The organism is Kitasatospora paranensis, assembly GCF_039544005.1.
Lineage (GTDB): Bacteria > Actinomycetota > Actinomycetes > Streptomycetales > Streptomycetaceae > Kitasatospora > Kitasatospora paranensis.
In genome coordinates, this window is the sequence record NZ_BAABKV010000001.1 from 4408839 (window position 1) to 4421703 (window position 12865).

General features: G+C 74.5%; 14 protein-coding genes. 8 read left to right on the top strand and 6 right to left on the bottom strand.

Annotation, left to right across the window (positions count from 1 at the left end):
• The first annotated feature begins 24 nt into the window (after window positions 1-24).
• The 4 genes from ABEB13_RS21250 to ABEB13_RS21265 all read left to right on the top strand — a co-directional run bounded on the left by ABEB13_RS21250 (window position 25) and on the right by ABEB13_RS21265 (window position 4367).
• On the top strand, window positions 25-657 hold the full coding sequence (locus ABEB13_RS21250) for a hypothetical protein (RefSeq protein WP_345706762.1): 633 nt from the start codon (window positions 25-27) through the stop codon (window positions 655-657).
• 132 nt (window positions 658-789) lie between these two features.
• Entirely contained in the window at window positions 790-2472 is a 1683-nt protein-coding gene (gene murJ / locus ABEB13_RS21255; protein ID WP_345706763.1) for a murein biosynthesis integral membrane protein MurJ, read from the top strand.
• Between the two features lie 507 nt (window positions 2473-2979).
• Window positions 2980-4017, top strand: a complete 1038-nt coding sequence (locus tag ABEB13_RS21260; protein ID WP_345706764.1) for a protein kinase family protein — start codon at window positions 2980-2982, stop codon at window positions 4015-4017.
• Window positions 4017-4367, top strand: a complete 351-nt coding sequence (locus ABEB13_RS21265; protein WP_345706765.1) for a hypothetical protein — start codon at window positions 4017-4019, stop codon at window positions 4365-4367. The genes ABEB13_RS21260 and ABEB13_RS21265 overlap by 1 nt, the downstream gene beginning before the upstream one ends.
• A gap of 151 nt (window positions 4368-4518) precedes the next feature.
• Here ABEB13_RS21265 and ABEB13_RS21270 read toward each other — a convergent pair whose 3' ends face one another.
• The gene (locus ABEB13_RS21270; RefSeq protein ID WP_345706766.1) at window positions 4519-4743 is read right to left on the bottom strand and encodes a hypothetical protein; all 225 of its coding nucleotides are present in this window, start codon (window positions 4741-4743) and stop codon (window positions 4519-4521) included.
• Between the two features lie 116 nt (window positions 4744-4859).
• Between ABEB13_RS21270 and sigM the strand changes: the two genes are divergently transcribed.
• From sigM to trxA, 4 genes are all read left to right on the top strand, one after another.
• Window positions 4860-5702, top strand: a complete 843-nt coding sequence (gene sigM, locus ABEB13_RS21275; RefSeq protein WP_345706767.1) for an RNA polymerase sigma factor SigM — start codon at window positions 4860-4862, stop codon at window positions 5700-5702.
• The gene (locus ABEB13_RS21280; RefSeq protein WP_345706768.1) at window positions 5699-6619 is read left to right on the top strand and encodes an anti-sigma factor family protein; all 921 of its coding nucleotides are present in this window, start codon (window positions 5699-5701) and stop codon (window positions 6617-6619) included. The genes sigM and ABEB13_RS21280 overlap by 4 nt, the downstream gene beginning before the upstream one ends.
• 187 nt (window positions 6620-6806) lie before the next feature.
• On the top strand, window positions 6807-7775 hold the full coding sequence (gene trxB, locus ABEB13_RS21285) for a thioredoxin-disulfide reductase (RefSeq protein ID WP_345706769.1): 969 nt from the start codon (window positions 6807-6809) through the stop codon (window positions 7773-7775).
• A gap of 137 nt (window positions 7776-7912) precedes the next feature.
• Window positions 7913-8239 carry a thioredoxin gene (gene trxA, locus ABEB13_RS21290; protein ID WP_345706770.1) on the top strand — a complete coding sequence of 109 codons (327 nt, stop codon included), beginning with the start codon at window positions 7913-7915 and terminating at the stop codon, window positions 8237-8239.
• 109 nt (window positions 8240-8348) lie between these two features.
• On the opposite strand, the gene ABEB13_RS21295 is transcribed toward trxA, so the two are convergent.
• The 5 genes from ABEB13_RS21295 to ABEB13_RS21315 form a co-directional block, all read right to left on the bottom strand.
• Window positions 8349-8966, bottom strand: coding sequence for a GNAT family N-acetyltransferase (locus ABEB13_RS21295; RefSeq protein WP_100889247.1), 618 nt, complete (start codon window positions 8964-8966; stop codon window positions 8349-8351).
• Between the two features lie 113 nt (window positions 8967-9079).
• Window positions 9080-10141 carry a ParB/RepB/Spo0J family partition protein gene (locus ABEB13_RS21300; RefSeq protein ID WP_345706771.1) on the bottom strand — a complete coding sequence of 354 codons (1062 nt, stop codon included), beginning with the start codon at window positions 10139-10141 and terminating at the stop codon, window positions 9080-9082.
• Window positions 10138-11097 carry a ParA family protein gene (locus ABEB13_RS21305; RefSeq protein WP_198524313.1) on the bottom strand — a complete coding sequence of 320 codons (960 nt, stop codon included), beginning with the start codon at window positions 11095-11097 and terminating at the stop codon, window positions 10138-10140. Before ABEB13_RS21305 ends, ABEB13_RS21300 begins: the two co-directional genes overlap by 4 nt.
• Window positions 11098-11369: 272 nt before the next feature.
• Window positions 11370-12074: a 16S rRNA (guanine(527)-N(7))-methyltransferase RsmG gene (gene rsmG / locus ABEB13_RS21310; protein ID WP_345706772.1), complete on the bottom strand. Its 705-nt coding sequence runs from the start codon at window positions 12072-12074 to the stop codon at window positions 11370-11372.
• Between the two features lie 210 nt (window positions 12075-12284).
• Complete coding sequence (locus ABEB13_RS21315; protein ID WP_100889243.1) at window positions 12285-12815, bottom strand: Jag family protein; 531 nt, start codon at window positions 12813-12815, stop codon at window positions 12285-12287.
• Window positions 12816-12865: the final 50 nt, after the last annotated feature.

A 12865-nucleotide genomic window follows, 5' to 3' on the forward strand; every position in this document is an offset into this window, starting at 1 on the left:
TCCACCGACCAGTGAAGAGGTGGCATGAGCAGCGGTCCGCGCGAGGAACGAGCACAGGGCCAGGGCGGCACCGCCGCCCCGCAGCCCGCCGACTCCACCACCGACTGGTACGTGGCCGACGCCTACGCCCACGACCCGCACGCCTCGGACCCGTTCGGCAGCGCCGCCGAGCACGATCCGTACGGGCTGCGGGCCGCCGAGACGGCCGCGCTGCCCCCGCAGCAGTCCACGCCGAACCCCGCCGGGGCGCAGCCCGTGACCCTGGCCGCGCCGACCCCGCACTGGGCCGACAGCGGCCTGCTGGACGGGCCGGGGCCGCTGCCGCGGCGCTCCCGTCGGCCGGCGGGGAGACCGTGCAGGAGGCCCGGCAGGAGGCCGCGCAGGACCCTGCCCGGGAGGCTCCCGCGCTCCTGGGCGCCGGCCGCGGCGCGCCGAGCGGCGGGGAGGAACCCGAGCAGCCGTCGAAGCGCGCGGAGCCGCCGCCGCCCGGACCGGACGGCCCCGACGGCTCGGACCCCGCCGACTCCCCCGGCTCCCCCGACTCCCCCGACGAGGGGCGCAGCCGGACACCGGGGACGACGGCCGAGGCGGAGCGCGCGGCCGAGGAGGAGGCCGAGCGGGAGGCCGCCGAGTACATCGGCGTGGACGCCCTGCTGACGGGCGAGCGCAGCGCCCCCGAGCCGCAGCCGTTCATCCCGACCATCGAGTTCGACCCGCCGCTCAGCGACGAGGAGGCCGAGCTCCGCGAGAGCGCCGGGCGCGCCCCCGGACGGCTCCCCGCCCGGCCCGGTGCCGCCCGCGCCCGCCGCGCCCGCCCCCGGCCCGGCCACCCGGATGGCCGGTCTGCTCGGCTCCAGTGCCGTCATGGCCACCGGCACCCTGGTCTCCCGGGGTACCGGGTTCCTGCGCACCATGGTGATCGCCGCCGCGATCGGCGTGGGCACCATGGGCGACTCCTACAACGCCGCCAACACGCTGCCGACCCTGCTGTACATCCTGATCGGCGGCGGCGCGCTGAACGCCGTGTTCGTCCCGCAGCTGGTGCGGAGCATGAAGAACGACGAGGACGGCGGCACCGCCTACGCCAACCGGCTGCTCACCCTGGTGATGACCGGCCTGGCCGGCGTCGCCTTCGTGGCGGTGCTCGCCGCCCCGCTGCTCGTCCAGCTGATCTCGCACTCGCTGATGCGCGACCCGCAGAGCGCCGCCACCACCGTGGCGCTGGCCCGCTACTGCCTGCCCACCATCTTCTTCATGGGCGTGCACGTGGTGATGGGCCAGATCCTCAACGCCCGCGGCCGCTTCGGCGCGATGATGTGGACGCCCGTCCTCAACAACCTGGTGGTGATCTTCACCTTCGGGGCCTACATCTGGGTGTTCGGCACCTTCCAGCACAGCGAGGTCACCCCGGAGACGGTCTCCCCGGAGGGCGTGCGGCTGCTCGGCATCGGCACCCTGCTCGGACTGGCCGTCCAGGCGCTGTCGATGATCCCGTACCTGCGGGCGGCGGGCTTCTCCTTCCGGCCGCGGTTCGACTGGCGCGGCCACGGCCTGGGCAAGGCGGCCCGGCTGGCCAAGTGGACGTTCCTGTTCGTGCTCGCCAACCAGGCCGGCTACCTGGTGGTCACCCAGCTCGCCACCGCGTCCGGGATCGCCGCCGCCGACGAGGGCCACCTCGGGGTCGGTCTCGCCGCCTACTCCAACGCCCTGCTGATCTGGCAGCTGCCGATGGCGGTGATCACGGTCTCGGTGATGAGCGCCGTGCTGCCCCGGCTCTCCCGCGCGGCGGCCGACCAGGACGCCGGCGCCGTCCGTGACGACCTCTCCTACGGGCTGCGGACCTCGGCGGTGGCGATCGTCCCGTCGGCCTTCCTGTTCCTCTCCCTCGGGCCGGTGATCGGCTCGGCGATCTACGGCCTCGGCAACGGCGGCGCGGTCGCCCACGGCACCACGGCGGTCGGCTTCATGCTGTCCGCCTTCGCCCTCGGCCTGATCCCGTACTCGGTGCAGTACGTCCTGCTGCGCGGCTTCTACGCCTACGAGGACACCCGCACCCCGTTCTCCAACACCGTCTGGGTGGCGGCCTGCCAGGCCGGCAGCGCGGTGCTCTGCTGGCTGGTGCTGCCCGCCCAGTGGGCGGTGACCGGCATGGCACTCGGCTACGGCGCCTCGTACGCGGTCGGCGTCGCGGTCGCGCTGCCCCGGCTGAAGGCCAGGATCGGCGGACTGGACACCGCCCGGATCGCCAAGACGTACGTCCGGCTGTGCATCGCCTCGCTGCCCGCCGCCGTGCTCGGGCTCGCCGTCGAGCTGCTGATGCTCGACCTGCTGGACAACTGGGCAGGCAGTGTCCTGACCCTGCTGGTAGCCGCTACGCTGCAGGTCACGGCCTTTCTGATGGTCGCCCGGCGGATGCGGATCGAGGAACTGAACTCCCTCGCGGGCATGGTCCGCAGCCGTCTCGGCCGCTGAGCGGTGACAGCGCGTCAACCCGGTGTCGCCCGTTCGGCGGCACCGGGTCGGACGGAGCGCCAGGTCCCTCCGACGGAATGCGGCTGATCGCGCAACCAGTCGGGGCCCCCAGCGGTCGTACCCGGTGGCAAAGAGTGGGCACAATTGTCCTTGCACGCCCCCGGCACTCCGGTGCCAGGGCCGGGCGATTCTCAGGACCGGGCCATACAAGGGGAGGCAGGACCACGGTGGCTGATGGCACCAAGGCGGTCGTCGACGCGTCCGTCGCCGATGAGGCGGCACTGGCCATGGCGGTCGACGGCATCGCGACCGAGGGAACGGCCGACGAGGGCGAGGGCCGGGCCGCGGAGGACGGCGCGGCGGCCGCCGGCACGACCGACGACGCGACCGCGGCCGACGGGCCGTCCACGGACGATCCGGCCGAGGACGGCGGCACCGACGGGGCAGCGGCCGGCACCGGCCCGGCGGCGGCCGTGGAGGCCGCCCTGCGCGACGCCGTGACGGTCCGTGAGCAGTCGCCGGGCGCCACCACCGACCAGGACGCCCCCGAGGCCCCCAGGACTCCACCGCACAGCTCTCCGCCCGGGAGATCGCCGCCGAACTCGCCGCCGGTGCCGGCGCGGCCGGCGCCACCACCCCGGCCGCCGGTGCCTCCGGTGCCACGAAGGCCCGGCGCCCCCGTCCGGTGCCAAGACCGGCCCGGCGGAGGTCGCACCCGGCAAGCGCCCCGCCGCCCGACCCGCCGTCAGCACCGAGACCCTGGACGCCGACACCGGCACCCTCCCCGCCGCCCGGCCCGCCCCGCTGCGCCACAGCGGCGACAAGATCGGCGGCCGCTACCGGCTGGAGGAGTGCATCACCCAGTCGGAGACCTTCAGCAGCTGGCGCGCGGTCGACGAGAAGCTCCGCCGCGCCGTCGGCGTGCACCTCATGGCGGCCGGCCACCGCCGCGCCAAGGCCGTGCTCACCGCCGCCCGGGCGGCCGCGCTGCTCAACGACCCCCGCTTCGTCCAGGTCCTCGACGCCGTCCAGGAGGGCGACCTGGTCTACGTCATCCGCGAGTGGCTGCCGGACGCCTCCGACCTCGCCCAGTTGCTGGCCGACGGCCCCATGGAGCCCTACGAGGCCTACCAGATGGTCCGCCAGGTCACCGACGCGGTCGCCGCCGCGCACCGCCGCGGGCAGGCCCACCTGCGGCTCACCCCGCGCTGCGTGCTGCGGACGGACAGCGGCCAGTACCGGATCAACGGCATCGCGGTGGACGCGGCGCTGCGCGGCCTGCCCGCCGAGGACGCCGAACGGACCGACACCCGGGCCATCGGCGCGCTCCTGTTCGCCGCCCTCACCCACCGCTGGCCCTACCCGGAGGACCGCTACGACCTGCGGGGCATGCCGCGCAGCCTCGGCGCCGTCCCGCCCGACCAGGTCCGGGCCGGCGTCCACAAGGGCTTGTCCGAGCTCGCCGCCCGCACCCTGTGCGAGAACCCCCGCACCACCTCGAACCGATCACCGGCCCCGAGCAGCTGGCCAAGGCGATCGCGCTGATGCCGAAGATCCGTCAGCCCGATCAGCCCGCCCCGGTGTTCTCCGCCCCCAAGGCGAAGCCGCAGCCCCCGCACCACCCCGGCGCACGGCAGCCGGGCCACCCCGGCGGCACCGGGGTGCCCCCGCACGACCGCGGGCCGGAGGGCGCCTCCGCGGCGAGCGCGGGCCGCCCGGTGCGCCGACGCCGCCGGGTCCTGCTCGGCGCCCTCAAGGCGACCGCCTCCCTGGTCGCGCTGGCCGCCGTCGTGGTCGGCTCCTGGCAGGCCGTGGAGCACCTCGACAAGGGCGACAGCGCGGTCGCCGACCAGCCCGCCACGCACGGCAGCGCCGCCCCTCCACGGGCCCGCTGAAACTCGACCACGCCACGCTCGCCTACACCGCGAGCTCCTTCAACGCGTTCGGCGACAAGAAGGCCGAGCACGCCGCGGAGCTGCCGTTCCTGTCGGACGGCAAGGCCGACACGGTCTGGACGACGCAGACCTACAACGACCAGTTCGGCAGCTACAAGCCGGGCACCGGGCTGCTGCTCGACCTCGGCACGGCCAGGACGTTCGGCTCGGTCGACGTCCGCTTCGCCGGCAGCCACAAGGTCGAACTGAAGGCCCTCCCCGCGGACGCCGGCACGGCTCCCGCGCCCAGCCAGGGCGGCTTCGACTCGTTCGGCCCGGCCATCGCCACCGGCAGCGGCACCACCGTCGCCCTGAAGCCCGCCAAGCCGATCACCACCCGCTACCTCTTGATCTGGCTGACCGGCATCCCCAACGATGTGGGGGGCGGCTACCAGGGCCAGGTCGCCGAGATCACCGTGAACGGCTGAGCACCGGGCGGGGAGGGAGGGGGACATGACGGAGCAACCGTCCGACGCCGACCTGCTCGCCCGGCACGCCGCCGGCGACCCGGACGCCTTCGGCATCCTCGTCCGGCGCCACCGCGACCGGCTGTGGGCCGTCGCCCTGCGCACCCTCGGGGACCGTGAGGAGGCCGCCGACGCCCTCCAGGACGCGCTGGTGTCCGCCTACCGCGCCGCCCACACCTTCGAGGGCCGCTCGCAGGTGACGACCTGGCTCCACCGCATCGTGGTCAACGCCTGCCTCGACCGCGCCCGGCGCGCCGCCACCCGCCGGGCCGGCTCCCTCGACGCGCATCCGCAGCAGCTCGACGCCGCCCTCGGCAGCGCCGAACCGGCCGACTCCCCGGTCGTCCGCGACGAGCTCCGCCGCGAGGTCGTCCAGGCGCTGGCCACCCTCCCGGCGGACCAGCGGGCCGCCCTCGTCCTGGTCGACATGCAGGGCCATCCGGTCGCCGAGGCCGCCGCGATGCTCGGCGTCCCGGTCGGCACCGTCAAGAGCCGCTGCGCCCGCGGCCGGGCCCGGCTGCTGCCCCTCGTCCGGCACCTGCGCGACGGGGGCGACACCCGGCCGGAGGGCGACCAGGCGCCCGTTTCACGTGAAACACCGCCCCGCGGCGCGGCAGCCACCGCTCCCGTTTCACGTGAAACACCGGGGACGCCGGGCGGCAGCGGGCACCCGCCGCACGGCACACCGCGCGGCACGGCGGGCGGCGCCACCTCGCCCCGCGCGTCCCTACCGCCGGAGGGGAACCCGTCCGGGTCCTCGCCCGTCCCAGGTACGGGCAGCGCAGGCAGCCGCCACCGGATGCCGGAAGGAGACGTGACCACGCGATGACACCGCACACCCCTTCCGCCCCCGAGCCGGACGGCCCGCAGGACGGCCACCCCGACATCGAGGCCCTTGCCGACCTCGCCGAGGAGCTCACCGACCCCGCCGACGAACCGGCCCTGCGCAGCCACCTCGCCGGCTGCCCGGAGTGCGCCGACACCTACGCCGCCCTCGCCGAGGTGCAGGCCCTGCTCGGCACCGTCGACACCCCGCCGCCCGCCATGCCGGAGGACGTCGCCCGGCGGATCGACGCCGCCCTCGCCGGCGCTGCGGGCGCCCCGCACCCCACCGCCCGGGCGGCCGCGGGTGCCTCCACCGCCCCACCGGCCGGACCGCCCGCCGGCAGCCCCCGGACGCCGCCCGGACGCGCCGACGCGGCCGGACCGGGCCGCCCGTCCCGCCCCCGGCGGCGCCGCGTCAGTGTCCTGCTGGCAGCCGGTGCCACCGCGGTCGTGCTCGGGCTCGGCGCCCTCTTCCTGCCGCTCTCCCCCAGCGGCCCCGGCGGGACGGCGGCCTCGTCCGCCGCCCGGCCCGCCGCCGGGTCCCAGGCCGAGAAGCCCGGCCTGGCCGCGGGCGGCATCCAGTACCAGGACGACCACCTGACCGCCCAGATCCAGGAACTCGTCCGCACCGCCGGCACCGCCACCACGAGCCGTCCCGGATCGCTCGCCCACCAGCAGACCGCCGGGGAGGGACCGGGCACCGCCGGCAGCGGCACCCCGGCACCCGCCTGCGCCGCCGGCACCACCGGCGTGACCGACCGCAGCCCGCTCGCCGTCGCCCCGGGCCACTACCGCGGCACCGACGTGCTCGCCCTGGTGTACCCGGCGGCCGGACGGACAGACGCCCTCGACGTCTACCTGATCACCCCCGACTGCTCCGCACCGGGCATCGTGCTGCACCGGACGGTTCCGGCGTCCTGAGGACGGCCCTCCTCACGATCCACGGCGACGGCCCCGGTCACCCATCGGAATGTCCGCTCCCACACTGCGGGCGCCTGGTACACCCCGACCCGGGAATGCGGGACACTGGACAACCGTTGTCCCGGGCGGCGGAGCAGGACCGCCCTCCCCGCACCAGCGCGGGTCGCGAAGCGAACCAGGAGATGCAGTGAGCGACGTCCGAAACGTGATCATCATCGGGTCCGGCCCCGCCGGATACACCGCTGCGCTGTACACCGCGCGTGCCTCCCTGAAGCCGCTGGTCTTCGAGGGCGCGGTCACCGCGGGCGGCGCCCTGATGAACACCACCGAGGTCGAGAACTTCCCCGGCTTCCGCGACGGCATCATGGGCCCGGAGCTCATGGACAACATGCGCGCCCAGGCCGAGAAGTTCGGCGCGGAGCTCGTCCCCGACGACATCGTCGCCGTCGACCTCACCGGCGACGTCAAGACGGTCACCGACTCCGAGGGCACCGTGCACCGCGCCCGCGCCGTCATCGTCACCACCGGCTCCCAGCACCGCAAGCTCGGCCTGCCCCGCGAGGACGTCCTCTCCGGCCGCGGCGTCTCCTGGTGCGCCACCTGCGACGGCTTCTTCTTCCGCGACCAGGACATCGCCGTCGTCGGCGGCGGCGACACCGCCCTCGAAGAGGCCACCTTCCTCTCCCGGTTCGCCCGCAGCGTCACCGTCGTCCACCGCCGCGACAGCCTGCGCGCCTCCAAGGCCATGCAGGAGCGCGCCTTCGCCGACCCGAAGATCACCTTCGCCTGGGACAGCGCCGTCGAGGAGATCCACGGCGACCCCAAGCTGACCGGCGTCACCCTGCGCGACACCACCACCGGCGAGAAGCGCGAGCTGGCCGTCACCGGCCTGTTCATCGCCATCGGCCACGACCCGCGCACCGACCTCTTCACCGGCCAGCTCGACCTGGACGCCGAGGGCTACCTCAAGGTCCAGGCCCCCTCGACCCGCACCAACATCCCCGGTGTGTTCGGCGCCGGCGACGTCGTCGACCACACCTACCGCCAGGCCATCACGGCCGCCGGCACCGGCTGCTCGGCCGCCCTCGACGCCGAGCGCTACCTCGCCTCGCTCGCCGACCTGGAGGCCCAGGCCGCGGCCGTAGCCGCCGTCTGACCACCCCCGCACGCCGGCGGGCCCCCGCCCGTCGGCGTGAAACAGAACAGCCCTCGCGGTTGTTCTCCCCACCGAAGGTGCCGAACCGCCGAAGCAGCGCCCAGGTACCACCTCGCCCGTGACCCTTAGGAGAGACCGTGGCCGGCGCCACCATCACCGTGACCGACGCAACCTTCGACGCCGACGTCCTCAAGAGCGACAAGCCCGTGCTGGTCGACTTCTGGGCCACCTGGTGCGGCCCGTGCCGCCAGGTCGCCCCGATCCTGGAGGAGATCGCCGCCGAGCACAGCGACAAGCTGACCATCGCCAAGCTCGACGTCGACGCAAACCAGGGCACTGCGGCCGCCTACAACGTCATCTCGATCCCGACGCTGAACGTGTACCGGAACGGCGAGCTGGTGAAGACCATCACCGGTGCCCGCCCGAAGGCCGCGCTGCTGCGCGAGCTGGCCGAGTTCATCTAGCCGCTCGCCGCGCCAGTCGGCGGAGGGCCCCCAGGAGCGATCCCGGGGGCCCTCCGCCGTTCCCGCGACCGGTCCGGCCGGGGCTGTGGGCAGCGGGCCGGCCGGCCGCTCAGAAGGGCCGCCAGGCCGGTTCCTTGCGGGCTCCGCCGAGCAGCCGCTCCAGCGCGCCCTCCACGTCGCTGCGCCAGGAGAGCGTCGTCCGCGCCTCCAGCCGCAGCCTCGGATACCGGTGGTGTGGACGCACCGTCTTGAAGCCGACCGCCAGCAGGTGGTCGGCCGGCAGCAGGCAGCTGGGCGTCGGCCTGCCGACCGCCCCGAAGGCCTCGATCGCCCGGGTGCCGCGCGCCAGCAGGTCCTTGGCCACCGTCTGCACGAGCACCCGGCCCAGCCCCTGCCCCTGGTAGCCCGGCAGCACCCGGCTCACCATCAGCTGCACGGCGTCCGGGGAGACCGGGCTGGTCGGGAAGGACTGCGACCGCGGCACGTACGCCGGCGGCGCGTACAGCACGAAGCCGGCCGGGACCCCGTCCACGTAGACGATCCGGCCGCACGACCCCCACTCCAGCAGGACGGCGGAGATCCACCCCTCCTTCTCCAGCTCCGCCTTGCCGCCCTCCACCGCGACCCGCGCACTGACCGGGTCCAGCTCCCAGAACACGCACGAACGACAGCCGTCGGGCAGATCCTGCAGGTTGTCCAACGTCAGCGGTACGAGCCTGCGCCCCACGCCTCGCACACCTCCTCCGGCTCGGTTCCCCACCACGAGCTTGCTCCGAAAAACGCGAGGGGTGCACGTTTCACGTGAAACATGCACCCACTCGTCCGGCGGTCGGCCCGCGGTCAGCCCTGGGAGAGCCGCAGCCCCTCCTCGCCGGGGGCGAGGCTGTCCAGGATCCGGTTCAGGTCGTCGACCGAGGCGAACTCCAGCACCACCTTGCCCTTGCCGAGCCGGCCGTTGCGCTGGGACACCTCGACCTTGACCCGGGTGTCGAACCGGTCGGAGAGCCGTCCGGCCAGGTCGTCGAAGGCCGGGGAGAGGATCCGGCCGGCCTTCGGCCCGCTCGGCTTCTGCGGCTTCTCGCTCGCCATCAGCTCGGCGATCTCCTCGGTGGTGCGCACCGAGAGCCCCTCCGCGACGATCCGCTTCGCCAGCTGGTCCTGCCGCTCGGCGTCCGGCACGCGCAGCAGCGCCCGGGCGTGGCCGGCGGTCAGCACGCCGGCCGCGACCCTGCGCTGCACGGCCGGCGGGAGCTTCAGCAAGCGCAGCGTGTTGGAGACGTGCGAACGCGAGCGGCCGATCCGGTCCGCCAGCTCGTCGTGGGTGCAGGAGAAGTCCCGCAGCAGCTGGTCGTAGGCGGCCGCCTCCTCCAGCGGGTTCAGCTCGGCCCGGTGGAGGTTCTCCAGCAGGGCGTCGAGCAGCAGCTTGTCGTCCTCGGTGGCCCGGACGATCGCCGGGATCAGGTCGAGCCCGGCCTCCCGGGAGGCACGCCAGCGCCGCTCGCCCATGATGAGCTCGAAGCGGTCGGCCGCCACCTGGCGGACCACCACCGGCTGGAGCAGGCCCACCTCCTTGATGGAGGCGACCAGCTCGGCGAGCTTGTCCTCGTCGAAGACGTCCCGCGGCTGACGTGGGTTGGGCGTGATCGCGTCCAGCGGCAGCTCGGCGAAGCGCGCGCCGTCGACCGGCGACAGCTCGGCCGCCGCGTCGCGCGGGCCGTCGGTGAGTTCGCGCAGGCTCTCGGCAGCAACCTTCGCAGCCACCGTGCCCCGGTCGGTCGGCACCGGCACCACCGCCGGAGGCGCCGCCGGCGCCCCGGCTGCCGGAGCGGATCCCGTCGCCGGCGAGGCCGCCGGGATCAGCGCCCCGAGCCCGCGTCCCAGACCTCTGCGCCCACCACTCACCGGTTGCCCTCCATCGTGCCGTGCTGTGCCGCCCCCGCGCCGTCCGCGGTCCGCTGCTGCCCGACCGCACCGTAGCCCGTCGCGGCCCCGGCCGGGTAATCGCCCCCGACCCCCCGCAGCGCCAGCTCGCGGGCCGCCTCCAGGTAGGAGAGCGCACCGGTGGAACCGGGGTCGTAGCTGAGCACGGTCTGGCCGTAGCTGGGCGCCTCGGAGATCCGGACCGAACGCGGGATGGCCGTCCGCAGCACCTCGCGCTCGAAGTGTGTCCGGACCTCCTCGGCGACCTGGGCGGCCAGCCTGGTGCGGGCGTCGTACATGGTCAGCAGGATGGTGGAGACGTGCAGCACCGGGTTGAGGTGGGCGCGGACCAGCTCGACGTTGCGCAGCAGCTGACCCAGGCCCTCCAGCGCGTAGTACTCGCACTGGATCGGGATCAGCACCTCCTGGCCGGCCACCAGGGCGTTGACGGTCAGCAGGCCGAGCGACGGCGGGCAGTCGATCAGGATGTAGTCGAGCGGCTGCTCGTAGGCGGTGATCGCACGCTGCAGCCGGCTCTCGCGGGCCACCAGCGAGACCAGCTCGATCTCCGCGCCCGCCAGGTCGATGGTCGCCGGGCAGCAGAACAGCCCCTCGACGTCGACCACGGGCTGGACGACGTCGGCGAGCGGCTTGCCCTCGACCAGGACGTCGTAGATCGACGGCACCTCCGCGTGGTGGTCGATGCCGAGCGCGGTCGAGGCGTTGCCCTGCGGGTCGAGGTCGATCACCAGGACGCGCAGGCCGTGCAGCGCGAGGCCGGCCGCCATGTTGACGGTCGTCGTGGTCTTGCCGACGCCGCCCTTCTGGTTGGCCACCACGATCACCCGGGTCGCGTCCGGCCTGGGCAGCCCCTCGCCGGCCCGCCCGATGGCCTGCACCGCAGCCTGGGCGGCGCGTCCGATGGGGGTGTCATCGATCTGCTCGATGGTCTCCGAGTCCTGCATGGGGGTCAGTGTTTCACGTGAAACCGGAGCGGCAACAGTCACCGCCAGGGCGCGGTCGAGGATTCCGGGGAGCAGGGAGCGACGTTTCACGTGAAACACCTTGCCCGGAATGTCGCAAATCTGACAGTGCGACACTCCGGATCCCCCCGAACGCCGCACGGCACACGACAGAGCGGGTGGACCGGAAGCCGCAGCTCCTGGCCCACCCGCTCGGTACGAATCGTCGCGATCGGCGGATCCGCCGGTCAGCGGCGGCGCCGCGCGCCGGCCTTGCCGCCGTCCCGGGCACCGCGGCCGGCCCGGGCCGCCTTGGCCCGCCGGGTCGCCGCCTTGACGCCGCCCGGGCTCTCGCCCGCCTCCACCCGGACCACCCGGGTCGAGGTCTCCAGCGTGCCCTCGCCCACCGAGATCACCGACCACTTCAGCGCGCCCAGCCGGGTCAGCGCCGCCCGCGAATCGGCCAGCTCCTGCTCGGCGCTGTCCCCCTTCAGCGCCAGCATCTGCCCGTACGGGCGGAGCAGCGGCAGTCCCCAGCCCGCCAGCCGGTCCATCGGCGCCACCGCGCGCGCGGTGACGATGTCGACCGCCAGCTTGCCGACCATCTCCTCGGCCCGGCCGCGCACGACGGTGACGTTGTCCAGACCCAGCTCGCGCACCACCTCCTCCAGGAAGGTGGTGCGCCGCAGCAGCGGCTCCAGCAGGGTCACCGAGACGTCCGGACGCGCCAGCGCCACCGGGATGCCGGGCAGCCCGGCCCCCGACCCCACGTCGCACAGCGAGGCCCCGGCCGGCAGCAGCTCCGCCAGCACCGCGCAGTTCAGCACGTGCCGGTCCCACAGCCGCGGCACCTCGCGCGGCCCGATCAGCCCCCGCTGCACACCTGCGGTCGACAGGAACTCGGTGTAGCGGACCGCAGCCGCCAGCCGCTCCCCGAAGATCTCCCGCGCCACGGCGGGAGTCTCCCCGGCCCCTGCGGCGGCACCTCCACCGAAGGCTCACCCTCGGGCGCCACGCCGTCCGTCTCCATCTCAGCCTCTCCGCTCACCGGATCCACCTGCCTCTGGCCACCACCCTGGACCGCCCCTCTCGGACATCGGCCCGCAAGGAACGACGACCCCGCCCGCACACGGCGGACGGGGTCGCTCGACACCACACCGAGGTCAGCTCGGCAGCACGACCACGCACCGCTGGGGCTCCTCGCCCTCCGACTCGCTGCGCAGGCCGGCCGCCGCCACCGCGTCGTGCACCACCTTGCGCTCGAACGGGGTCATCGGGCTCAGCTTCACCTGCTCACCGCTGGCCTTCACCTGCTCGACCGCCTTCGCGCCCAGCGCCGCGAGCTCGGCACGCTTGCGCGCCCGGAAGCCCGCGACGTCCAGCATCAGCCGGCTGCGCTCACCGGTCTCCCGGTGCACGGCCAGCCGGGTCAGCTCCTGGAGCGCCTCCAGCACCTCGCCGTCCTGGCCGACCAGGCGGTGCAGCTGGCGGTCCGAGCCTTCACCGACGATCGAGACCAGCGCACGGTCGCCCTCGACGTCCATGTCGATGTCGCCGTCCAGGTCCGCGATGTCCAGCAGACCTTCCAGGTAGTCGGCGGCGATGTCGCCCTCGCGCTCCAGGCGGGCCACGAGGCCCTCACCGGACTCCGCCGCTGCCTCGACCTCGACGGCGGAGGTGGTGCCTTCCGTCACTGATGGACTCCTTCGGGGATGGGCCCTCGGGTGGGGCCGAGAACGAAGAT